We start from the raw sequence: 22,512 nt of genomic DNA on the forward strand, positions 1-22,512 counted from the left end.
ATGAGAGCCATACAGATGCATGCCCAGGGTGGGCCGGACGTATTGCAAGTACACGAATTGCCGGTACCTGTCCCCAGGGACGACGAAGTGCTGGTGCAGGTCGATTTTGCCGGTATCAATTATGCCGATGTCTATCAGCGCAACGGTCAGAACCCCAGTGCCCTGCCCGCCGTGCCCGGTGCAGAGGGCGCCGGTATCGTGGTGCAGGGTAATGCCGACCTGCCGGCGGGTACCAGGGTGGCCTGGCTGTCACATCCCGGCTCGTATAGCGAATATGTGGCAATACCGGCCTGGAAGCTGGTCCTCCTGCCTGCCGACATCAGTACCAGGGAAGCGGCCGCCGCGATGCTACAGGCCGTCACCGTGCAATACCTGAGCGAAACCAGTTACCGGGTACAGGCCGGTGACACGGTCCTGCTGCATGCGGGTGCAGGCGGTGTCGGCCTGTTGCTGACCCAGGTGTTGAAGCACAAGGGGGCAACGGTCATCAGCACCGTGTCTACCGAAGAAAAAGCCGAATTGGCCAGGGCCGCCGGCGCCGATCACGTCATCCTCTACAAGGATACGGATTTTGTACAGGCCGTCAAAGACCTGACACAGCAGCAGGGTGTGCACGTGGTGTACGACTCGACAGGTCTGCAGACCTACCAGGGCAGCATGCGTGTCTTGCGCCCGCTGGGCAGCCTGGTGCTGTTCGGCCAGTCCAGCGGCAATGTGCCGCCGATAGACCCGATGACACTGTGCCGCAGCGGCTCCCTGTTCTTTACCCGCCCCACCCTGGCACATCATGTTGCCGATGCCGCCAGCCTGAAGCAGCGCACACAACGTGTCCTGGGCTGGTTGAGGGAAGGTGTGATGAAACTCAGTATCCATGCCAGTTATGCGCTAAAAGACGCTGCCCGAGCCCATGCCGATCTGGAATCACGCCGCACCTCCGGCAAGCTGCTGCTGGCCGTCAGCGCGGCAGCCCAAAACACTTGAATGGAGCATCATCATGATAAATAAATGGAACACTTCCCTGATCAGCGCGCTGATGGTTTGCCTCTGCGTCATCAGCCTGCCCGCCTGCGCCCTGACCGAACAGGATGCAGACCCGCAGGCCCAGGCTCAAAAACGCCTGACCGGCACCTGGACCCTGCTGGAAGCCCCGGAAATCCGCGCCGATGGCAGCCGGGCTGACACCTTTGGGGCAAACCCCAAAGGCTTGCTGGTCATCGACGACGCCGGGCGATATTCGCTGCAGATCTACAAATCCAACCGCAGCAAGTATGCGAGCGGTGACGTCAAAAAAGCGACAGAAGATGAACTGAGGGCCGCAGCACTGAGCCACAGCACCCATTTTGGGCGGTGCTTTATTGATGTAGAAAAGAATGTGCTGGTATTTCGCATCGAGCAGGCTGCCAATGTCAACTGGAACGGCAGCGAGCAGGCCAGGCAGCTTGAGCTGAAAGGAGACGTGCTCAGCTATCGCGTACCAGCCACTGCCAACAGCAGCGGCACAACAACCATCTCGGTCTGGAAGAAAATCCACTGATTTCCGTGGCTGCCGCCAGATGCAGAGTTTGACTTATTACCAACTTCATGAGATCGTCCATGCACCTAAAAAATAATATCTTCAGGGGAAAACATGGATATACAGGACCAGCAGGGCTTTATTGGCGGCAACCAGTCTAATACGGTAATGGCATTGGAATTCAAGGGTAGCGGCAGCGAATACTTCCGCATATGGATAGTCAATTTATTGCTGTCCATTATCACCCTGGGCATTTATTCTGCCTGGGCCAAGGTCAGGCGCAACCGCTATCTGTATTCGAGCACCTCCCTGGCTGGCAGCAGTTTTGAATACCATGGCAATCCGATTGCCATTCTGAAAGGGCGCATCGTAGCCCTGGTGTTGTTTGCGGCCTACAACCTGGCGTTCAAGTTCAGTCTGGCCATGGGTGGCGTCATGCTGCTCGTATTGATGGCGCTCATGCCCTGGCTGATCTGGAAGAGTCTGCAATTCAAGCTATATAACTCCAGTTTTCGCGGCATACGTTTTGGTTTTCGTGGATCAGCCAAACAGGCTTATATCACCTTTCTGCTCTGGCCCATCCTGTATGCGTGCAGCCTGGGCCTGCTGGCGCCAGCCTGGCACCAGCGCATCAAGCAATTCCAGCACTCTGAAAGCCGCTTTGGCGGCACACACTTTTCCTTCGATGGCAGGGTATCGCAGTTCTACATGGCCTACCTGTGGGGCATAGGCATCATGATCGTCGGCACCATTGTCATCTGCGTCGCCTTTGCCGGCACACTGGGTGCCACGATATTTGCGGCGCGCAGTGAAAATATTGCCGTCGCCGGGACCATGGTATCGCTGGCCCTGTTCGCACTGGCGATCTATGCCTGGATGTTTTCGGTCTACCCCATCTTCCTGACCTTGTTGCAAAACCTGATCTGGAATCATACCAAGCTCGGCAACAACCAGGTCAGCAGCCATATGGACTGGAAGAAAATGACCTCCATCGCGCTTACGAATATCGTCGGCATCATCTTCACCCTAGGCTTATTCATTCCCTTTGCCCAGATCCGCGCGCTGCGCTATCGCATAGAGAGCCTGCACATCGAAGTCGCTGACAGCCTCGATCATTTCGTCGCCGCCACGCAGGAACAAGTCAACGCCACTGGCGAAGGTGCAGCAGATTTGCTGGATTTTGATTTGTCTTTATGAGCATGGTTGCCGGTATTTATTTTGACGGAAAGACATCACGCCTGCACCACATACAATTGTCAGTGCAGGCTGATGTATTACATGTCGTGGAAACAGATGCCTTGCTGGACCAGGCGCCGGTCAGGCGCAGCAGCCCGCTGGCGGAACTGCGGGTGTCTGAACGCACCCGGCATGCGGCCCGCAAAATCACTTTCCCTGATGGCGCTTATCTGGAAGTTGCCGACAAAGAGGCTTTTGATGCGCTGCTCAGTGATACCGGCCATAGCGACTCACTGGTGGTGCGCGTGCAGCAGAGCTGGCGCGGCACGCTGGCGGCCCTGTTTGCCACGGTGCTGGTGCTGATACTCGGTTACCAGTATGGCCTGCCTGCCGCATCACGGGCGCTGGCTTTTGCCATACCGGTCAGCGCGGAGCGCAAGCTTGGTGATGGTATCCTGGACTTTTTTGACAAGCAGATCTTCAAGCCGTCTGTCTTGCCGGCGGAACGGCAGGCAGAACTCAGCGCACGCTTCAAGAAACTGAAGCCGCCACGTGGTGACAGCCCCGATTACCGGCTGCTGTTTCGCAAAAGCCGGATAGGTCCGAATGCCTTTGCCCTGCCCTCTGGCGACATCGTCATCACTGATGAAATCATCACCCTGATGAATGATGATGAAGCCGTCATGGGGGTGCTGGCGCATGAACTAGGTCATTTGCATGAACGCCATATCACCAGGCGCATCATACAAAGTTCTGCCATTGCCGCAACGGCTACGCTGCTGTTTGGTGATGTATCTGCATTGATTGCCAACATCCCGACCTTGCTGCTGGACCTGAAATTTTCTCGCGATGCTGAAACCGAGGCCGATGATTATGCGCTGCAAATGTTGCAGGCCAATGGCATTTCGGGTGAGCACATGGCGGTGGCTTTTGAAAAACTGGGCAAGCTCTCGCCTGAGCTTTCAACCTATATATCCAGCCATCCAGGCAGGGAAGAACGCATCATGCACATGCGCGGGCAGCGTTGATGCGTTGACTTGACACATTGCTGATGCCGGCAAGGCGGACCTCCCGGCATCAGCAAAACAACTGCACTACATTCGTTTTTAATCCGTCTTCACCGGTACAGATTTTTTCAGGCGCTCTTCCAGCATCTGCAGGCGCTGGCGTATGTTTTCGCCGACAGCAATCTGCGGGTTGGAATAACCATCGCTCTTGCCTGCCTCTTCTTCCCTTTGCTTGATGATGGGTCTGGCCGCTGCATGTGCTGCTTCAAAGGACAGGGTCTGCTTGCGCAATTGTTCGTCATACATGGCGCGGCCAAAGAAGGTCAGGTCAGACTTGCTGCCACAGCCATATGAAGTATGATCGGCATCAGACGCGGTCATCACCAGACTGTCGGGGTCGGACAGCGGCTGGACCCAGTTACCGGCAAAGCAGGCAGAAATCGAAATCACCCTGTGCCTGATACCTGCCTCATCGAGCCAGCGCTTGAGGTCATCGGGCGTAACCGGGTTGACGGTCAACGGCCACATGCCGGCAGACAGCTCACCGTCACTGGCCCCATGGGAGGACATATGGATGAACAGGATGTCTTCATTGACGTCCATGCGCTTGGCAATATGCGCAATGGCTCTTTGCAGGTTCAGTGGCGTTGCCCAGGGCAGAGTCTCCATGGTCTTGGGATTGTTGACCAGTTGCAGGCTGCGCCCTGCTGCATCAAAGCGTTGTTCCATGACTTTTGAAACCATGCTGGTTTCATTGAGGAAGACATCTTCTTCACCATAGGGGGCAAAGCTCAGGCTGTACAGGTCGATGACGCCCGGCCTCTGTTTTTGTATTTCATCGAGTTTTTGCAAGAACAGGGCTGACTGGGATTCAAAAACTTCCTGGGTGATTTCCGGGCTTTTGTCTTCCGATACTTTGTCCGCATCCGGCGCTGGTTTGGGATACCAGTATTGCGCCTGACGCGTCCCCACTTGCAGGCCCAGGGCGATCATCATCACAATGACAGCCATGAACATCGCTCCAGGGTGACGATCACTGGCACGCCATAAAAACACCGATTGCACCAGAATGGCGACCAGCACCGGGAGCAGAAACAACAGCCACTGCACCGCCGGGCCAAAACTGTCCGACTGCAACCAGTCCATGCGCCCGGCCAGCAATAAGGGCGCATTCAATGCCATGTTGATCGCCAGGCCCTGCGCCATCGACAGCACGAACAAATGACTGGCATCAGGCGCCTGGGCAAGACTGGGAGCTTGCCCATTCTTGCCTGTGCGGTGGCGCAGGCTGTAGCAAATCCAGGCCCACGAGGCAAAAGAGAACCAGCCGCCGGCAACAGCAGGCCAGTAGAATCTTGCGGGCCCGGCTATCGCCAGGCGGGAAAACACAATTGTGTAAAGCAGATACGCCAGCACCAAAGCAGCAATGATCGCGGGACTGGCCTTCACATTTTCCCAATGCGGTTGCTTCAGTACGCTGGCGCGCAAGGCTTCAATAAACAGGCTGGACAACCCGGCATCCGACCGTCTGCTCTGACCTGGTTCAGGCGGTATTGCGGGCATTTGCTCCTGCGCATCTGGTCCCGGCGTATTCGCCCCTGGCACAAATGGCTCTTCTTTTTCGGTATTTGTATTTTGCGTTACTGACATAAGATATCCTGATGCATGCTCAATGCCATGCAATTTATTTGATGCCCACAGTCGGCATGGCTGGCAGTTTGTTATTTTTTTGAGCAGCCTGCTTAAACGAACACCGGCTCCACTTCCAGCTGCACGGCAAACCTGGCATACACATCGGCCTGTACTGCCTGTGCCAGCGCCCGCACGTCTGCGCCGCTGGCCCCGCCCAGATTGACCAGCACCAGGGCCTGTTTTTCATAGACGGCTGCCCGCCCCAGATGCCGCCCTTTCCAGCCGCACTGGTCTATCAGCCAGCCAGCCGCCAGTTTGTAGTCGCCATTGTCTTGCGGATAGCTGACCAGTTTCGGATAAGCTGCCAGCAAGCGTTCACGCTCAGCAGCCCTCACCACCGGGTTCTTGAAAAAGCTGCCGGCATTACCCGTCACGGCAGGATCAGGCAGTTTGGCCTGGCGTATGGCGATCACAGCGGCGCTGATATCTGCCGGACCTGGGTGCGTTATCGCATGCTGACTCAGGTAATTGGCTACATCGGCATAGGCCAGCCTGGCCTGCCAGTGTTTGGGCAGGGCAAAACGCACGGCCAGTATCACCATGCGGTCCTTGTAATCCTGCTTGAAGATACTGTCGCGATAGGCAAAACGGCAAGCCGCCCTGTCCATTTCCAGCACCTGGCCGGTCGTAAAATCAAAGGCCGTCAGGCTGTGGAAGACGTCCTTGATCTCCAGTCCGTAAGCGCCGATATTCTGTATCGGCGCGGCGCCGACGGTGCCAGGTATCAGGGACAGGTTTTCCAGCCCGCCAAGACCTTGCCGCAGGGTCCAGAGCACAAACTCATGCCAGTTCTCACCCGCTGCGGCCTGTACATAAACATGGCCAGCATCTTCGCCAACGATTTGTTTACCCTTGATGCACATGTGCAAGACCAGGGCGTCAACCTGGTCAGACAAGACCAGGTTGCTGCCGCCCCCCAATACCAGTCGTGGCAAAGAAGACAATGCGGTATCGGCCTGGATTGCCTGCAACTGCTCCAGTTGCTCTATCTGCATGAACTGGCGGGCACGGGCTGCGATACCAAAAGTATTCAGGCTTTGCAGCGGATAATCTGCTAATAATGGAGGTAAATTCGTCATAAGCCTCAAATTATAGCCTTTGCGCTCTGTCTGAAGCTTGCCCGCATTTGCTAAAATGCTGTTTACTTTATTTATATTTGCAAGGAAGTGAAATGCCCTCATTCGATACCGTCTCTGAAGCCAACATGGTTGATGTCAAGAATGCCATCGACCAGACCAACAAGGTGGTGACCAACCGCTTTGACCTCAAAGGGACCAGCGCCAAGGTCGAGCAAAAAGACCGCGAACTGACGATCTATGGTGATTCTGAATTTCACCTGGACCAGGTTCGCACAGAATTGACCATGACCCTGGCCAAGCGCAATGTGGATGTGCGCTTTCTGGACCTGGGCAAAGTCGACAAAATCGGTGGTGACAAGGTCAAACAGGTGATCAAGGTCAAGAATGGCATAGAAAGCGACGATGCCAAAAAGATCGTCAAGGCCATCAAGGAAAGCAAGCTGAAAGTACAGGGCAGCATACAGGGCGACGCCGTCCGTGTAACCGGCGCCAAGCGCGACGACCTGCAAGCAGCCATGGCCATGTTGCGCAAGGAAATCAAGGACCTGCCGCTGGAATTCAATAATTTCCGTGACTGATTTCCCTGATTGACGGTTAATATTTGCAACTGCCAACGACGCCCCTGATACGCCGACGACTCATGAAAACAATCTCAACGCTGGCAGCTTTACTCCTGCTGACTGGTACAACACTGGCCCAGGCTACCGATATCGGTGTGGTCGGACTATTCCCCGGCAAGGCTATCCTGGTGGTGGACGGTGCTGCGCCCAAGACCTATTCGGTCGGCAGCAACATCAACAGTGAAGCCAAGCTGATCGAGGCGGACCGCGAAACCGCCACCGTCATGATCAATGGCAAGCGCAAGGTATTGGTCATGGGGCAGACAGTCCATCGTTCCGGACCTGCCGTCAGCGACAGCGTGGTGCTGAAAGTGGGTGACCGCGGCCATTTCATGGCGCAGGCCATGATCAATGGCGTCGGCATCAATATGCTGGTCGATACGGGCGCCAGCCTGATTGCCCTGCCCGCCTCTGAAGCGATCAGGCTGGGTCTGAACTACCGGCAAGGTCAACGCGGCAGCGCCAGCACGGCGGGCGGCGTCGTCCCCACCTACCTGATCAGGCTAGACAGTGTCAAGATTGGCGGCGTTGAACTCAATGGTGTTGAAGCCTCGGTCATCGAGCAGGGATTGAATGTCCCCCTGCTGGGCATGTCCTTCCTGAACCGCATGGAAATGCGACGCGAAGGCGACCAGATGACCCTGACCAAGCGATATTGAAACGTTTTGTCAGTGACTCTTCCCGCGAAAACCTGCCCTCTGTCAGGGCAGTTTCTGTCTCCCCACCCTACTTTCATCCTCGTCACTCTACCTCAGTAAATCGCCAGGCATCCCATCCGGGCCTGGTCTGATTCATCACGCATCCTGGACATGCTCCAGTCCCTGGATATGCTTCTGTAGCAGCATTACCGCCTTGTCTACCTCATGCAATTTGAGGGCGTCGACAATCTGACGATGGGCAAGACCAGAACCGGGTTGCCAGCCTGCCGTACGGGTAGCGGCAAAGATGAAACGTGAGTTAACGAGCTGCAATTCGTCCAGCATGGCCAGCAGGCGCGGCATGTTGCAGGGTGCGACGAGTTCGCGATGGAAGCTGCGGTTTGCCAGTTCCCATTCGACGATTGACGTGGCCTGGTCACCGGCAATCAAGGCCAGTTCAATTTTCTCAAAACTCCCCGCAGTCAATCTGGGGGCTGCATGACGCAAAGCCAGTGCCTCAAGGTGTGCCCGGATTTCTGCAAATTCACGCATGGACGCCTGATCCAGAGGCGCAACCCGAACACCACGCCGTGGCTCACTGACAACCAGTCCTTGCGCCTGCAAACGCTGGAATGCTTCACGCACGGGAACGTGGCTGGCAGCAAATTCTTCAGCAATATGGTCCTGACGCAAGGGAGCCCCAGGTGGCAACTCCCCCGTCATGATTTTTTCCGCCAAGGACCTGGCAATACCCGCCGCTATTGTCTCAGTCATTTTATAGATTATCTATTAAAATAATTACCACAAAAAATATTAAATTACGTAGTATACCAACGTAAATTCATTATTTTTAAATTATCTATAATTTCCATGAAAAATATCAACCACCATAAAACCAACCGGATCAACTTCCCTGCTATTGGTCCGTGTCAACCAAACGGGCATAGGCACGGATATGTATTGCGCATGTAGCTCGCAAGAGTAATGGTAAGAGCAAGGGCGGCAATAGCAAGCGGCCTGCCACTGTCACCTCGTTGACGTCGGCCTGCCTCTTTTTTTAAAGAACACGAAATTACCGGGAACCAATTTTATGCAGATCACCTACCTGGCAGATCATCTTCATCACATCCCCATACTGGCCAATTGGCAGCATGAACAGTTTTCTTATCTCGCACCTGCGGTCAGTCTTGAACAGCGCATGGAAAAACTGACTGCATCAGCGCAAAAGCAAGGCATGCCCTTGAGTTTTATCGCAGTCGACAATGACAAGCTTCTGGGGTCGGCAAGCTTGCTGCAAAAGACAATTACCCACCCCCATCTGTCCCCCTGGTTATCGGCAGTCTACGTCACCCCTGCGCACCGGCGGCAAGGCATAGCCACGGCATTGACACAGCATGTGGTGCAAGCTGCTGCAAGCATGGGAGTCAGACAACTTTATCTGTTCACTCCGGACAAGGCAGCCATGTATGCACGGCTTGGCTGGCAAGTGCTTGAGCACGGCGAACACCTTGGCCGGCGCATCACCATCATGTCCATCACGTGTTCACATCTCACAGGAGGTTAACAAATGAAACCATACCCACTCCATAACAATGATGCAGAAAGACGCAGGCTCAGCCTGCAGGCACAGGCAATTGCACCACTCACACTGCAAATGCTGACAGGCGCAAAAATAGGTAAAGGGTCCCGCGTACTGGAGCTGGGCTGCGGCGGTGGCGATGTGACTCTCTTGCTGGCCGAACTGACAGGGCCAGACGGGGAAGTCACCGCCATGGATCGCGATGCCACCCAGGTAGAGGCCGCCGCTGCACGCATCCGGGCCGCTGGCTTCAACAACGTCAAGTTCATCGTCAGCGAAATGGCTGACTTGCCGCCTGAACTCACCTTCGATGCTGTCGTCGGCCGCTATTTTCTGATGTATGCGCAAGACCCGGAGGCGGCCGTTGCTCAGGCTGCTGCATGGGTAAGGCCAGGTGGTTATGTGGGTTTTCTGGAAATGGATATTTTCCGTGGTGCAGCCAGTACGATCTGGCCGCCTGCCAGTGCCGCTACCGAACAGGCAATCAGCTTCATCGTTGACGTCTTGCTTGATGCGGGTGCCGTCCCTCATATGGCGGCGCGCTTGCCCAGCATGTTGACAAAATACGGCGAAGTTCAGGCCCACACCTCGGCCCCCATGCAATTTGGCGCGCACTCGATTGAGCTACCGCTGGCGGCGGTGCGTTCGGTGATGCCAGCCGCACGTCAATTGGGCCGCAGCGATGCCAGCCTGCATGACGTAGACGCTCTGCTCGCTGCCGAACTGGCATGCCGGGACGACAGCACGGTCACCGTACCACCGATGTCAGTAGCCGCATGGGTGCAGCTATAGCACCGAAACACCCAAGCCTGGTCGCTTGCCTGCCAGCGACCAGGGGCAGGCGCCATTGAACAGGGTTACACAAGTCCGTTCAAACGTCGACTCACATGGCACTTTTTGCGAGGTTATGCTCAAAGGGGGAGTTGCTTTCACCGCGGGCATGAACCATTTCACGCCCACACCAAGCGAAATGGGTATTCGACGGCTTAAGACCGCATCACTCCCCTTCTTTCAAGCGCCTTTGCCTGACGGATTCAGCAAGACCTTCCAGTACCTTGATGCTCGATTCCCAGTCGATGCAACCGTCTGTCACTGACTGACCATAAACCAGTTCTTTGCCCGCCACCAGGTCCTGACGACCGGCAACCAGATGCGATTCAATCATCACGCCGACGATACGGGTGTCGCCTGCGGCGATCTGCTGGCCGATGTCGGCGCAGACCGGGATTTGATTGGCGGGATTTTTTGAACTGTTGGCATGCGATGCATCGATCATCAGTCGCGATGCCAGGCCGGCACTGGCGATGTCCTTGCAGGCGGCATCCACGCTGGCTGCATCATAGTTTGGCGTCTTGCCACCACGCAGAATGATGTGACAGTCTTCATTGCCATTGGTCGAGACGATAGCGGAATGGCCACCCTTGGTGACCGATAAAAAATGATGCGGCTGTGACGAAGCCTTGATCGCATCAACAGCAATCTTGACATTGCCGTCCGTCCCATTCTTGAAACCGACCGGACAGGACAGGCCGGACGCGAGTTCGCGATGGACCTGCGATTCTGTCGTACGGGCGCCGATCGCGCCCCAGCTGATCAGGTCGGCAATGTATTGCGGGCTGATGACGTCAAGGTATTCCGTACCGGCAGGCAGGCCAAGTTCGTTGATGTTGAGCAGCAGTTCACGGGCAATGCGCAAGCCATCATTGATGCGGAAGCTGTTGTCGAGGTAGGGATCGTTGATCAGACCTTTCCAGCCGACGGTGGTGCGTGGTTTTTCAAAGTACACGCGCATGATGATTTCGAGTTCACCAGCAAAATGCGGGCGCACCTCTGCCAGCCTGCGGGCATATTCCATCGCCGCCTTGGGGTCATGGATGGAACAGGGGCCAATCACGACCATCAGCCTGTCATCTTGTCCATGCAGTATGCGGTGCAAGGCTGTACGGGCATTGCCTGCGGTTTCCGAAGCTTTTTCGGAACAGGCAAATTCGCGTATCAAATGGGAGGGCGGAACCAGTTCCTTCATCTCGCGTATACGTAAATCGTCGGTGCGCTGCATGTTTTCTCCTGAAAATTTCTAAAAATTTAAATCACAAATCAATGTTGTTGCAAGAACTTGAAAACCTGAAAACCAAAAATCTCACCACAGAGACACAGAGGGAGGCAAAAGAAAGCATGGTGCCTTTTCTTGTCATAGCCCTGGTTTGGCCAGACCCGTCGCATTTACCGCCCTCTGTAGATTGGGCTAAAGCTTTATCAGCCCTAGCAAAACACTTCTACATGTCATTTCCACCTCGGGGTGTTGGGCAAAAAAATCTTGCCCAACCTACAAAGTTTTTAAAACCAAAATCTCAACACAAAGACATAGAGAAGAACAGAGAACAAAGCCAGACGTTCCCAATACCGATGAGCAGGCAGTTCGTCTTCTTGTTGTTTCGCCTTTTTACCTTTCTCCTGCCTTACTTTGTGTCTGCGCGCCCCTATGTTGAGAGGTCTTGTTTGCTTAAAATTCAAGTCAAAAAAAAACCGCCTGGTTTCCGGGCGGTTTTTTTAGAATTCTGGTTCAGCTCTTTTTCTTCGTGCGCTTACCGTCTTCCCACCGCCTTTGGCCTGGAATAGCTAAAATAAAAGAAGAAAAAGAAAACAACCTGTTTCATATCATTATTTGTTCGTATTTTAAGTTTTGACAATCTTATTGTACTGCTTTGTTCATCACTAATGAACTAACCGTACTGATAGTGCATCAGTTTTCAGCAATTTGCAAGAATGTTCGCGTAATAAGCTTATTTATTAAGCTTATTTTTTCCATAAAGGCGGCGGTTCTGGCGGGATATCACCCTGGTTGGGATAAGCGCCCGGCACCGGCAATTTTCTTTGTACTGCCGCCACTTGCGGGGTGTTGCGGTTCATCCAGTTACGTAATTCATTGAGGTTGGCGGCGATATCGGCCCGGTTGGGGCTGAGCCGGTTTGCTCTTTCCAGCAGGTTCAGGGCTTTTTCATTATCCCCCTGGGCTGCCAGGGCAACTGCCTGGTTGTTCAGGGCAGAGGCATCAAAGGGGTTGATCCTGGCCGCTTCGGCAAATTTTTTGCTGGCGGCACTGGTATTGCCCTCAGCCAGAAAATTACGGCCTTCTACATTGGGGTCCTGCGCATGGGCGGCAACAGCGCCGAGGCTGAGCAAGCCTGCGCAGAGCAATCTTAAGAAAATAGTCGTTTTTTTCATCATCTGCACCATCCACACTATCTGTCCACTACATTTCATCGTACGTCTTTTCGGTTTCAGTAGCAGCTACCTGCATCAGTAGCCGCTCCAATTGCTTTCTCAGTTACCCTCTCAGTTACCCTGATAATAAGCCTTGGGCGCCACCGGCGGGAAGCCTATCGGGCTCTTTCTCGGCTCGAAGCTGTAGCGCAGGTAGATCGCTGCCGTGGTGTCGTTGAAGTCTCCTGAGTTATCCGCACTGAGTTTGCCCCCAAGGAACAGGTGCGGGGTCAGCTGGTATTCTGCCGCTCCACCAAGCTTGAATGCAAATGCGGTCTTCGATTGCCCCGGGTAGCTGGTCTGGATGTTGATGGTCGGGTTGGCTGCCGCAAATTGTTCCAGCTCTGCCTGGTCCAGCGGGCTGTTCGGGTAGTACGCTGCCGCTACTTCGCGGAAGTGTTGTACCCCCAGTGAGGCGCCCAGCTGGTAGGCGAATTTGCCTTTGCGTCCTGCGATGTCGAGTGGCAGGCCAACGGCTACGTAGGATTTGGGGCTGAAGTAGCCGCCGTGGCCGTAGCTGAAGTAGCGCAGGTTTTTGTTGTAGAAGAAGGAGGTCAGGCCCAGTCCTGTCGTAAAACTGAAGTCGTTGGTTTTGTAGGCGCGCCAGTAGGCGCCTGCACCAAATTCGGCCATGGTGTTTTTGGCGACGTTTTTGCCGGTCAGGCTGTAGTAGCCCAGGCTGGCGTAGACGCCTCCGTCTTCACCATCGTAGGAGGTGTCGAGTTTGCCGCCGGTCTTGGTGACGCCGCCCCAGGTGAGTCCGTAAAGGCTGTCTTTGGCGCCGGCATAGGAGAGGTAGCTGTCGGTCACGGAGCGGCGGGCGATTTCTACCCCGAGGCCAGCGCCATCTGACTGGCCGCTCCAGCGCAGGCCGCCAACGACGTTCTGGACGGGGAAGCCGATGGGGCTGGCGCCGATGTCGGCTTTGATGCCGGCCAGTTCGTAGCTTAAGTTGAGGGCGACGCCTTTGGCTTGTTCGTCAAGGCTGGCAACGTTGCTTAAGCCTTGCTGGCGGGCGATGGTGGTGAACGGGACTTTGGCAAACTTGGCGCGTTCGACCAGGATGGCGTTGCGGCCAAACTGGCCTGCGACGTTGGTATCGTTTAAGTACAGGGTGCCGGCATCGGCCAGCACGGGAATGATTTTTAAGCCGAACTGGCCCAGTCCCAACGTGCTGATCTGGGCTTCTATGGGGGTTTCTATGTCATTTAAGGCGGACAGGCCTTTTTCTCCGCTGCGTGAGCGCCCTGCCACTTCGACCGAGACTTCGGTGCGGCTCAGTTCGTTGATGGCGTCGATTTCTTTTTGCAGTGCTGCTTCTTCTGCACTGACGTTGGCTACCCTGGCTTTGCTGCGGTTGACGGTATTATTGGTATTGCTGCCCGTCGCATATTGCGCGTATTGCTGGGGCACTGGCACCGGCGTCGCGTTGCTGTTGTAGCTCGCCTTCGGCGGGATGTAGGGCACAACCGGCGCAGAGGAAGCCGTACCCGCCCCACCGCTGCCGGTATCATAGTAATTGCCGGTCTGTGGCTTTTGTACAGACTGACTTTGCAACTGTGGCACTTGCGATGTCAGCGGTGCTTGCGTCAGTGGACTGCGCGTCACATTCGCGGGCGGTATCTGGTAGACCGTCGCCGTGCCGCTGGCGCTGCTGACATTGCCGCTGGCACCACCCTGCACAGCTGCATTGCTGACACCGGCTGCAGTACCGGCATAGGTATACGGCGGTACTGTTTGCGGCGCAGCTGCTGCCTGTTGCACTGGTGCAGCCTGCCTGTTCATTGTTACAGCCTGCAATTGCGGGATAGTAGCCACAGGCGCTGCTGCGACCTGCGCCATTGGAGCAGGTGCTGTGCTGCTTTGGCTTTGGTTTTGCGCAGCTGCCAGCGTACTGGCAGGCAGTTGCGGTATCTGGTATTGCGGCGCTACCGGTGCATATTGCTGCTGCGGGATTTGTTGGGCGTAATGCGGTTGAGCGTACTGGGGCTGCGCATATTGCGGCTGCATATACTGAGCCTGCGCAGGTGGCGCATATTGCGGTGCTACCTGCTGCAAAGGCACGCCAACCGGTGCGAACAGCGCACTGCGGGGATTGCCCGCGCCTGCCTGCACCGGCTGATTATTCATGGCCACGGCTTGCGCCCTGCCATTACGATCACTGAACGGGTTGACGCTGAAGTCACCGGTAGGGGCAGGCTGATTCTGCGCAACCAGCCGTATGCCATTCGCTCCCATACCTGCGTTAGGACGCTGTGCCTGCTCCATGGCCAGAGCCTGCCTGAAATACTCCATGGCCTTGCCATTGTTGCCCTGCGCCCGCGCCACATTGCCAGCCAGGGAAATAAAGCGCGGATTATCCGGCTGCAACTGCATCAGGGTGGCCAGGTGCTGTTCTGCGCTGCTGAAGTCCCTGGCCTGTATGGCGGCAGTCACCAGGCCCTGCAAGACTTCAGGGTTTTGCGGTTCAGCCTGCAGTACACGGGCATACAGGTCTTTGGCAGACTCGGTGTCACCGGATGAGCTATAGATTCTGGCCAGTGTCAGCAACAGCAGATTGTCGTCCGGGTCCGCCATCAGCATGGGCTGGATGAAATTGAAGGCGGTCGCATAATCGCCGGCTTCACGCGCCCTTTCCGAGTAACGCATGGAGACAATGCGCTGTAAATCCTTGTAGTCAGTTACTTCTTCTGCACTGAGTTTGGGTATTTCAGTGATACGGCGCATCACGGCCAGTGCTTCTGCCTCCTGATTGGCGCGCAACAGGGCCATGCCATATTGCAGCAGCACGCCGGCCGGCGGGTTGGGTGTGCTGTCGACAGCACGCTTGACCAGGGCCAGGCCATGACCTGGGTCACCCACCTTCATGTGGAAGGCAGCGATGATGCCGACAAATTCTGGCTCATTGCCGGCCACGCCTTCTATGGTGCCCAGCAGTTCACGCGCCCGCGCCGTGTCACCGCGATTGACGAAAACATTCAGGCGATCAACCTGCACCCGTGTCCACAGGCGCTTTTGCAACTCGACCATCTCGGGTTTTCTGGCGGCGACCGGCAGGCGTTCCAGCGTCATCAGGCCTTCCCACCATAGCTGCTGCATGGCGCTCAACAGGGCGCTGGCATACAGGGCTTCGGCTTGCGGGTTTTCGACATTGGCCATGGCATCCATCAGGGCACGCGCCGCACCTGGAGCATTCTGGCCCAGGTAGATTTTTGCCAGCGCCATGCGCAACCAGGGGTTATCAGGCGTGATCAGTACCGCATCTTCGAGGCTGGTCTGGGCCGTGGCGATATCGCCTGCGGCTTCGGCAGCTTTGGCCTTGTCCCATAATTTGCCGGCCTTGAGTTCAGACAACACCGCCATCTGCCGTGGCGACATGTAGGCGCTTAACTCTTCGAGGTCCTTGATGCGTTTTTGCTGTGCCAGCAAACCGATCATGCTATCCAGCGCACCCTGGTTCTTGGGGTCGCTCTTCAACACCAGGCGGAAATTCGCTTCGGCTCCGGCCGCATCATTTTCTGCCAGCAGGGCGTCGCCAAGCTGCAGGATGCCGACCGCTTCCTTGGGGTCCATCTCTATGGCTTTGCGCAACAGGCTGATACCCTTGGCGCTGTTGCTGTCTTCAAATGCAGTACGGGCGTCGGCAATCATGCCCCAGTAATTGGCGCGGTCAAACGCCGGCTTCCATTGGTCCTTGCGATTGGACGGCGACAACTCCACCGCCTTGTGCAGCAATGTACGGGATTCGACAAATTCATCCTGGCGCATCCTGACCAGGCCCAGGCCACCGTAACCGGCAGATTCTTTGGGGTGGGATTTGATCAGCGTCTGGAAGGCCGCTTCAGCCGTCTTCAGGTCATTGGCGTCCAGGGCCTTGAAAGCGTCAGTACGCGCCTTGTCCAGATTGTCGCCACTTGCCTTTGCCTGCGCTTCTGTCTTGCCGGCAGACTTGTGCTCTGGCTTCGATTCTGACCTGGCTTCTGACTTTGTTTCAGATTTTGCCTGCACTTCAGCTTTAGGTGCTGCGGCGATATTCTCTTTGACTTCCGCTGCTGCCTTGACGGCAGTAGTCTGTTTGGCGGCAGCCAGCACCTTGGCCGGATTACTCTTTTCTTCAGTTACAGCCGGTGCAGCAGGACGGTTCAGGCCAGCCAGTTTTTCGCTCATGGCCTGGTCATCGGGGAATTTATCGAGGTAGCGGCGGAAGTACTTGGCGTTGTCATTTTTCAGCGCCATCCAGCTCAGCGCCTGACGCCATGAATCACCGGCCTGTTTGCCGACATCAGCCTTGGCAGTCAGTTGCTCCAGCGCGGCTATACCTTCCAGTCTGGTAGGTTCACGATACGTCAGCACCTGGGCATAGGCCAATGCATACCTGGTGTTGCCAGGGCTTTCTTTCATCAGTTTTTCCAGGCCGCGTTTGGCGTCAGGATAACCGGCTTTGGTGCCTGCCAATACCTGGAAATATTCAAATGCGGCATCCCCCTTGAGTTTGGACGGGTCACCCATTTGCTTATAGGCTTCCACCGCGCTGTCGACATCCCCCTGTTTGGCCAGCTTGCGCGCTTCTTCGAGCTGGCCGCCAGCGCCATTGCTGCTACCGCGACGATAAGCATCTTCGGCTGCACGCAGTTGGGTGATGGTCGCCTGAGCGCCTCTGAGTCTGGAATAATAGGTCTTGGCTTCGCTGGGGTTGCCAGCCTTGGATTCATAAATCACCAGGGCCAGCAGGGCCTCGGCATTGGATGGTTCTATCTTCAGTATCTTGCGCCAGGCGTCGGCGGCGTTTTCATCTTTGCCACGCTGCGCCCAGAATTGCGCCTGTTCCTTCAGTTGCTGCGTCAAGGGGGTGTTGGCGAGCGCCTGCCCGCTGTCCAGATATACGGTCAAAAGCGCCAGTGCCAACGCTTTTTTCTTAAAAATCATTCATGTCCCCTATTGAAGCTTGTACGGCGCATCCTGCAAGCTTGATGTCGTAAAAACAAAGGATACGCTTAAGCAGCATTTTGAAGTAAGCCAGCCCAAATAGAAAGCGTATGTGTGGCATGAATTGTAAATCTATTGCAAATCCAATAAAAAACCGCCGGTTCCGTGAGGAATCTGGCGGTTTTCATTACTCGGGATAAATATTTCCCGATAACAGTTCTCTTCTCAGTTCCCCTCTCAGTTACCCTCTCAGTTACCCTGATAATAAGCCTTGGGCGCCACCGGCGGGAAGCCTATCGGGCTCTTTCTCGGCTCGAAGCTGTAGCGCAGGTAGATCGCTGCCGTGGTGTCGTTGAAGTCTCCTGAGTTATCCGCACTGAGTTTGCCCCCAAGGAACAGGTGCGGGGTCAGCTGGTATTCTGCCGCTCCACCAAGCTTGAATGCAAATGCGGTCTTCGATTGCCCCGGGTAGCTGGTCTGGATGTTGATGGTCGGGTTGGCTGCCGCAAATTGTTCCAGCTCTGCCTGGTCCAGCGGGCTGTTCGGGTAGTACGCTGCCGCTACTTCGCGGAAGTGTTGTACCCCCAGTGAGGCGCCCAGCTGGTAGGCGAATTTGCCTTTGCGTCCTGCGATGTCGAGTGGCAGGCCAACGGCTACGTAGGATTTGGGGCTGAAGTAGCCGCCGTGGCCGTAGCTGAAGTAGCGCAGGTTTTTGTTGTAGAAGAAGGAGGTCAGGCCCAGTCCTGTCGTAAAACTGAAGTCGTTGGTTTTGTAGGCGCGCCAGTAGGCGCCTGCACCAAATTCGGCCATGGTGTTTTTGGCGACGTTTTTGCCGGTCAGGCTGTAGTAGCCCAGGCTGGCGTAGACGCCTCCGTCTTCACCATCGTAGGAGGTGTCGAGTTTGCCGCCGGTCTTGGTGACGCCGCCCCAGGTGAGTCCGTAAAGGCTGTCTTTGGCGCCGGCATAGGAGAGGTAGCTGTCGGTCACGGAGCGGCGGGCGATTTCTACCCCGAGGCCAGCGCCATCTGACTGGCCGCTCCAGCGCAGGCCGCCAACGACGTTCTGGACGGGGAAGCCGATGGGGCTGGCGCCGATGTCGGCTTTGATGCCGGCCAGTTCGTAGCTTAAGTTGAGGGCGACGCCTTTGGCTTGTTCGTCAAGGCTGGCAACGTTGCTTAAGCCTTGCTGGCGGGCGATGGTGGTGAACGGGACTTTGGCAAACTTGGCGCGTTCGACCAGGATGGCGTTGCGGCCAAACTGGCCTGCGACGTTGGTATCGTTTAAGTACAGGGTGCCGGCATCGGCCAGCACGGGAATGATTTTTAAGCCGAACTGGCCCAGTCCCAACGTGCTGATCTGGGCTTCTATGGGGGTTTCTATGTCATTTAAGGCGGACAGGCCTTTTTCTCCGCTGCGTGAGCGCCCTGCCACTTCGACCGAGACTTCGGTGCGGCTCAGTTCGTTGATGGCGTCGATTTCTTTTTGCAGTGCTGCTTCTTCTGCACTGACGTTGGCTACCCTGGCTTTGCTGCGGTTGACGGTATTATTGGTATTGCTGCCCGTCGCATATTGCGCGTATTGCTGGGGCACTGGCACCGGCGTCGCGTTGCTGTTGTAGCTCGCCTTCGGCGGTATATACGGTGTCGCAGGAGTATATTGCGCCAGCATCATTCCCCCGGCAGGATAAGGGCTTTGCATGGTCGCGCCATTGCTGTAAGCGTCGGGGGCCAGGCGATTGGGTTCCGGCGTTGCACCGCCGCCCTTGGGCTGTGGCGGTTGCAAAGGGTTCACTACCGGCGCTTTGCCAGCTGGCGTATTGGAATTGGCCGGCGCACTGGCAGGCGCCTGCTGCAATTGCGGCACCGGCGGACTTGCCTGTGGCGGCAAGCTGGGTATCGCCTTCAAGGCGGGTGCAGGTGTTGCTGTCGCCGGCACATTATTGACTGGCGCATTCATAGCAGGATTAGTGGCCGGATTAGTAGCCGGAGCAGACTGCGGCGACAGAGGCTTGCCGACAGGTGCGAAAATACCACCGGTATAACTGCTGGCTGGTACTTCCTTTAAAGCCGGTCCACGTACCGCAGGTGCAGTTTGCAATTGCGGCTGCGCCCCTGTTGCTGGTTTGGTCTGGATAAACGGATTGGTCTTAAAATCCGTGACACTATTAGCCGGCGCAGCATCGACCAGACGCAGGCCATTCGGCCCGGAACCGATGACGGTTTTCTGTGACTGTTCCAACGCCAGGGCGCGTTTGAAATAACTGAGCGCTGTGCGGTTGTTACCCTGCGCCCGGGCGACATTACCGGCCAGCGACAGGTAGCGTGGATTATCTGGCTGCTGGCGCATCAGGACACTGAGGTGACGTTCGGCATTGTCAAAATCACGCACCTGTATCGCGCCATACACCAGGCCTTGCAGGACTTCGGGATTTTCCGGATCAGTCTGCAATACCTTGGCATACAGCTCTCTGGCTGATTCGCTATCACCAGCAGCGTTGTAGATGCGCGCCAGTGTCAGCAACAGCAGGCTGTCTTCGGGATCGGCAATCAGCATGGGCTGTATGTAGGCATAGGCATTGGCATAATCGCCTGCTTCGCGTGCGCGCTCTGCATAACGCATCGCCAGCACTCTTTGCAGTTGGCCAAAGGCAGCAATTTCACCTTCCTGCAGGCCGGGCATGGCGGCCACACGGCGCATGACGGCTTCAAGCTCACCTTCCTGGTTGGCTTCCATCAGGGTGCCAGCGTATTGCAACAATAGTCCGGCCGCTGGTTTGGGGGTGTTTTGCACAGCCTGACGCAACATGGCAAAGCCACGCTCCTTGTCACCCATCTGTATGTAGAAATTGGCCATGGTGCCGATGAATTCAATATCAGTACCGGCAACCTGCTCTACCGCAGCCAAGGTATTTTTGGCAGCAGCGATATTGCCGCGCTTGCTCATCAGGGTGATACGGTCAATCTGCACGCGTATCCATAGCCGTCTTTGCAGGTCAACCATTTCCTTTTTGCGCGATGGCGGCGGTACTCTTTCCAGCGTGACCAAGGCTTCCCACCAGTATTGTTGCATCTCACTCAGCAAGGCGCTGACATAGAGGGCTTCAGGATCGGGGTTTTCCACGTTGGTCATGGCATCTATCAGCGCCCTGGCCTGACCCGGCATGTCGCGCTTGAGATAGATTTTCGCCAGCGCCATTCTCAGCCAGGCATTGTCAGGCTTGATCATGATGGCGTCGGCCAGCAGTTGCTGGGCGCCATTGAGGTCACCGGCTGCTTCTGCCGTCTTGGCCTTGCTCCACATATCGTCAGACTTGAGGTTGGCGACGATGGCCAGATGGCGTGGCAGCATGATGCTGCTCAGGGCTTCAAGATCAGCAATACGTTTTTGCAGCACCAGTACACCGATCACACCATCAAGCGCACGGATATTGGTTTTATCTGCATCGAGGACGCGGCGGTAATTTTCTTCTGCGCCCTTCAAATCATTTTCTGCCTGCAAGGCATCCGCCAGTTGCAGGATACCGGCTGGTTCCTTACTGTTCAGTGCAACGGCCTTACGCAAGAAATCGATGCCCTTGACGCTGTCGCCGTCTTCAAAGGCGGTCCTGGCCTCAGCCACAATAGCCCAGTAGCTGGAGTCTTCATAAGCCTGACGCCATTGATCCTTGGTCTGACCCGGTGAAAAATCGACAGCCTTGTGCAGGAAATCCCGCGCTTCGATAAATTCTTCCTGACGCATCTTGACCAGGCCCATGCCGCCATAGCCAACTGGATTTTTGGGCGCGATCTTGATCAGGTTCTGGAACTCGGCTTCTGCCGTGGCAACGTCATTGTCATCCAATGCCTTGAAACCGGCAATGCGACTTTTATCAACCGGGCTTTCCGGGGCTGCCTTGGGCTGTTTGGGCGGTTGCGGCGCAGCAGCTTCAACCGGCTTGCTTTTTTCTGCCGGTTTTTCTACCGTTTTTTCAGCCGCCTTTTCCGCTGACTTGCTCTCTGCCGGTTTGGCATGTGCGAGCTTTTCTTCCGCAGGCTTGCTCTCTTTGGACTTGCCGTGCGGCTTTTCTACTGTTTTTTCGACGGGCTTTTCTATCGCCTTTTCTGGTGGTTTTTCTGCCAGTTTTTCGACCGGCCTCACCTCTTCCGTCACCGCTGGTGCTGCCACCTTGGCCGACTTGCCCTGCCCGCTGACACGTTCACGAATGAGGGCATCATCGGGATATTTTTCCAGGTAACGGTTGAAGTATTTGGCATTTTCCGGTTTGGGGGCCATCCAGCTCAGGGACTGCCGCCATGACTCTGTCGCCTCCTTGCTGACATCGGGTTTGCTGCCCAGGCCTTCCAGCAGGTTCATGCCTTCTACCCGTGTCGGTTCACGATAGGTCAGTACCTGGGCATGGGCCAGTGTATACCTGTTGTTGCCGGGGTTTTCTTTGTGCAGTTTGGCCAGACCACGGCGGGCTTCTTCGTAACCGCCCTTGGTGCCAGCCAATGTCTGAAAATATTCAAAAGCGGCATCGCCCCGGAGCTTGGATGGGTCCCCCATCTGCCGGTAGGCTTCGACAGCCGATTCGACATCACCTTGTTTGGCCAGCTTGCGGGCGTTTTCGAGCTGGGCGACACCGCCCAGGCCGCCCTTGCGCAGCACTTGTTCGACACTGCGCACCTGTGCCGAGCTGGCCTGGGTGCCTTGCAGGCGCGCAAAATACGCCTTCGCCTGCTCAGGGTTACCAGCCTTGGCTTCCAGCATGGACAAGGCCATCAGGGCGTCGATGTTATTGACATCAATCCTTAACAGTTTGCGCCAGAGGTCGGCAGCATTGTCATCACGACCACGTTGCTGCCAGAATTGCGCCTGTTCTTTCAATTGCTGCGTCAGCGCTGTTTCTGCGAACGCAGTTTCACTCTCAAAAAAAACTGCCAAAAGCGCCAATACTGCCGCTTTTTTTTTCAAGACCATTTACGTCCCCTAATGATCGCTTTTTCTGTGAGCCCTCGTTGAACCCGGAAACCATCGTT

16 protein-coding genes are annotated in these 22,512 nt (G+C 55.9%); 9 read left to right on the forward strand and 7 right to left on the reverse strand.

Translation table 11 applies throughout. From position 1 onward, the window contains the following. The 4 genes from LZ463_RS27380 (at position 1) to LZ463_RS27395 (ending at position 3,717) form a co-directional block, all read left to right on the forward strand. The gene (locus LZ463_RS27380) at positions 1–981 is read left to right on the forward strand and encodes a quinone oxidoreductase family protein (protein ID WP_241459502.1); all 981 of its coding nucleotides are present in this window, start codon (positions 1–3) and stop codon (positions 979–981) included. Between the two features lie 13 nt (positions 982–994). Beyond that, positions 995–1,534: a lipocalin-like domain-containing protein gene (locus LZ463_RS27385; RefSeq protein ID WP_241459503.1), complete on the forward strand. Its 540-nt coding sequence runs from the start codon at positions 995–997 to the stop codon at positions 1,532–1,534. 93 nt (positions 1,535–1,627) lie between these two features. Further along, positions 1,628–2,710 carry a YjgN family protein gene (locus LZ463_RS27390; RefSeq protein ID WP_241459504.1) on the forward strand — a complete coding sequence of 361 codons (1,083 nt, stop codon included), beginning with the start codon at positions 1,628–1,630 and terminating at the stop codon, positions 2,708–2,710. Next, positions 2,707–3,717 carry a M48 family metallopeptidase gene (locus tag LZ463_RS27395; RefSeq protein WP_241459505.1) on the forward strand — a complete coding sequence of 337 codons (1,011 nt, stop codon included), beginning with the start codon at positions 2,707–2,709 and terminating at the stop codon, positions 3,715–3,717. The genes LZ463_RS27390 and LZ463_RS27395 overlap by 4 nt, the downstream gene beginning before the upstream one ends. A gap of 78 nt (positions 3,718–3,795) precedes the next feature. Here the strand turns inward: LZ463_RS27395 and LZ463_RS27400 are convergent, their stop codons facing one another. Both LZ463_RS27400 and murB read right to left on the reverse strand, forming a co-directional pair. After that, positions 3,796–5,346: a C13 family peptidase gene (locus LZ463_RS27400; protein WP_241459506.1), complete on the reverse strand. Its 1,551-nt coding sequence runs from the start codon at positions 5,344–5,346 to the stop codon at positions 3,796–3,798. 92 nt (positions 5,347–5,438) lie between these two features. Next, on the reverse strand, positions 5,439–6,467 hold the full coding sequence (gene murB / locus LZ463_RS27405) for a UDP-N-acetylmuramate dehydrogenase (protein WP_241459507.1): 1,029 nt from the start codon (positions 6,465–6,467) through the stop codon (positions 5,439–5,441). A 92-nt stretch (positions 6,468–6,559) separates the two neighbouring features. Between murB and LZ463_RS27410 the strand changes: the two genes are divergently transcribed. Beyond that, positions 6,560–7,045, forward strand: coding sequence for a YajQ family cyclic di-GMP-binding protein (locus LZ463_RS27410; protein WP_241459508.1), 486 nt, complete (start codon positions 6,560–6,562; stop codon positions 7,043–7,045). Positions 7,046–7,107: 62 nt separating this feature from the next. Next, positions 7,108–7,746, forward strand: a complete 639-nt coding sequence (locus LZ463_RS27415) for a retropepsin-like aspartic protease family protein (RefSeq protein WP_241459509.1) — start codon at positions 7,108–7,110, stop codon at positions 7,744–7,746. A gap of 135 nt (positions 7,747–7,881) precedes the next feature. Here LZ463_RS27415 and LZ463_RS27420 read toward each other — a convergent pair whose 3' ends face one another. After that, the gene (locus LZ463_RS27420) at positions 7,882–8,499 is read right to left on the reverse strand and encodes a GntR family transcriptional regulator (RefSeq protein WP_241459510.1); all 618 of its coding nucleotides are present in this window, start codon (positions 8,497–8,499) and stop codon (positions 7,882–7,884) included. Positions 8,500–8,815: 316 nt separating this feature from the next. Here LZ463_RS27420 and LZ463_RS27425 point away from each other — a divergent pair, with 316 nt between their 5' ends. Both LZ463_RS27425 and LZ463_RS27430 read left to right on the forward strand, forming a co-directional pair. Continuing rightward, the gene (locus tag LZ463_RS27425) at positions 8,816–9,289 is read left to right on the forward strand and encodes a GNAT family N-acetyltransferase (RefSeq protein WP_241459511.1); all 474 of its coding nucleotides are present in this window, start codon (positions 8,816–8,818) and stop codon (positions 9,287–9,289) included. Between the two features lie 3 nt (positions 9,290–9,292). Further along, a complete protein-coding gene (locus LZ463_RS27430) occupies positions 9,293–10,096 on the forward strand; it encodes a methyltransferase domain-containing protein (RefSeq protein WP_241459512.1) in 804 nt (267 codons plus the stop codon). A 205-nt stretch (positions 10,097–10,301) separates the two neighbouring features. On the opposite strand, the gene aroG is transcribed toward LZ463_RS27430, so the two are convergent. Next, on the reverse strand, positions 10,302–11,363 hold the full coding sequence (gene aroG, locus LZ463_RS27435) for a 3-deoxy-7-phosphoheptulonate synthase AroG (RefSeq protein ID WP_241459513.1): 1,062 nt from the start codon (positions 11,361–11,363) through the stop codon (positions 10,302–10,304). A 41-nt stretch (positions 11,364–11,404) separates the two neighbouring features. On the opposite strand from aroG, the gene LZ463_RS27440 reads away from it, so the two are divergent. Next, on the forward strand, positions 11,405–11,923 hold the full coding sequence (locus LZ463_RS27440) for a hypothetical protein (protein ID WP_241459514.1): 519 nt from the start codon (positions 11,405–11,407) through the stop codon (positions 11,921–11,923). Positions 11,924–12,100: 177 nt separating this feature from the next. On the opposite strand, the gene LZ463_RS27445 is transcribed toward LZ463_RS27440, so the two are convergent. The 3 genes from LZ463_RS27445 to LZ463_RS27455 all read right to left on the reverse strand — a co-directional run bounded on the left by LZ463_RS27445 (position 12,101) and on the right by LZ463_RS27455 (position 22,453). Then, positions 12,101–12,532 (reverse strand): tetratricopeptide repeat protein, encoded by a 432-nt coding sequence (locus tag LZ463_RS27445; protein ID WP_241459515.1) that lies wholly within the window; start codon positions 12,530–12,532, stop codon positions 12,101–12,103. A 108-nt stretch (positions 12,533–12,640) separates the two neighbouring features. Beyond that, entirely contained in the window at positions 12,641–17,494 is a 4,854-nt protein-coding gene (locus LZ463_RS27450; protein ID WP_277624193.1) for a cellulose synthase subunit BcsC-related outer membrane protein, read from the reverse strand. 249 nt (positions 17,495–17,743) lie between these two features. Then, positions 17,744–22,453, reverse strand: a complete 4,710-nt coding sequence (locus LZ463_RS27455; RefSeq protein WP_241459516.1) for a cellulose synthase subunit BcsC-related outer membrane protein — start codon at positions 22,451–22,453, stop codon at positions 17,744–17,746. Positions 22,454–22,512 lie beyond the last annotated feature (59 nt).

The organism is Undibacterium paludis, from assembly GCF_022568815.1.
GTDB lineage: Bacteria > Pseudomonadota > Gammaproteobacteria > Burkholderiales > Burkholderiaceae_D > Undibacterium.

Excerpts from the sequence above, each read along its gene's own strand:
- LZ463_RS27380 (WP_241459502.1), top strand. The coding sequence starts at position 1 with ATGAGAGCCATACAGATGCATGCCCAGGGTGGGCCGGACGTATTGCAA.
- LZ463_RS27385 (WP_241459503.1), top strand. The coding sequence starts at position 995 with ATGATAAATAAATGGAACACTTCCCTGATCAGCGCGCTGATGGTTTGC.
- LZ463_RS27390 (WP_241459504.1), top strand. The coding sequence starts at position 1,628 with ATGGATATACAGGACCAGCAGGGCTTTATTGGCGGCAACCAGTCTAAT.
- LZ463_RS27395 (WP_241459505.1), top strand. The coding sequence starts at position 2,707 with ATGAGCATGGTTGCCGGTATTTATTTTGACGGAAAGACATCACGCCTG.
- LZ463_RS27400 (WP_241459506.1), bottom strand. The coding sequence starts at position 5,346 with ATGTCAGTAACGCAAAATACAAATACCGAAAAAGAAGAGCCATTTGTG.
- murB (WP_241459507.1), bottom strand. The coding sequence starts at position 6,467 with ATGACGAATTTACCTCCATTATTAGCAGATTATCCGCTGCAAAGCCTG.
- LZ463_RS27410 (WP_241459508.1), top strand. The coding sequence starts at position 6,560 with ATGCCCTCATTCGATACCGTCTCTGAAGCCAACATGGTTGATGTCAAG.
- LZ463_RS27415 (WP_241459509.1), top strand. The coding sequence starts at position 7,108 with ATGAAAACAATCTCAACGCTGGCAGCTTTACTCCTGCTGACTGGTACA.
- LZ463_RS27420 (WP_241459510.1), bottom strand. The coding sequence starts at position 8,499 with ATGACTGAGACAATAGCGGCGGGTATTGCCAGGTCCTTGGCGGAAAAA.
- LZ463_RS27425 (WP_241459511.1), top strand. The coding sequence starts at position 8,816 with ATGCAGATCACCTACCTGGCAGATCATCTTCATCACATCCCCATACTG.
- LZ463_RS27430 (WP_241459512.1), top strand. The coding sequence starts at position 9,293 with ATGAAACCATACCCACTCCATAACAATGATGCAGAAAGACGCAGGCTC.
- aroG (WP_241459513.1), bottom strand. The coding sequence starts at position 11,363 with ATGCAGCGCACCGACGATTTACGTATACGCGAGATGAAGGAACTGGTT.
- LZ463_RS27440 (WP_241459514.1), top strand. The coding sequence starts at position 11,405 with ATGTTGTTGCAAGAACTTGAAAACCTGAAAACCAAAAATCTCACCACA.
- LZ463_RS27445 (WP_241459515.1), bottom strand. The coding sequence starts at position 12,532 with ATGATGAAAAAAACGACTATTTTCTTAAGATTGCTCTGCGCAGGCTTG.
- LZ463_RS27450 (WP_277624193.1), bottom strand. The coding sequence starts at position 17,494 with ATGATTTTTAAGAAAAAAGCGTTGGCACTGGCGCTTTTGACCGTATAT.
- LZ463_RS27455 (WP_241459516.1), bottom strand. The coding sequence starts at position 22,453 with ATGGTCTTGAAAAAAAAAGCGGCAGTATTGGCGCTTTTGGCAGTTTTT.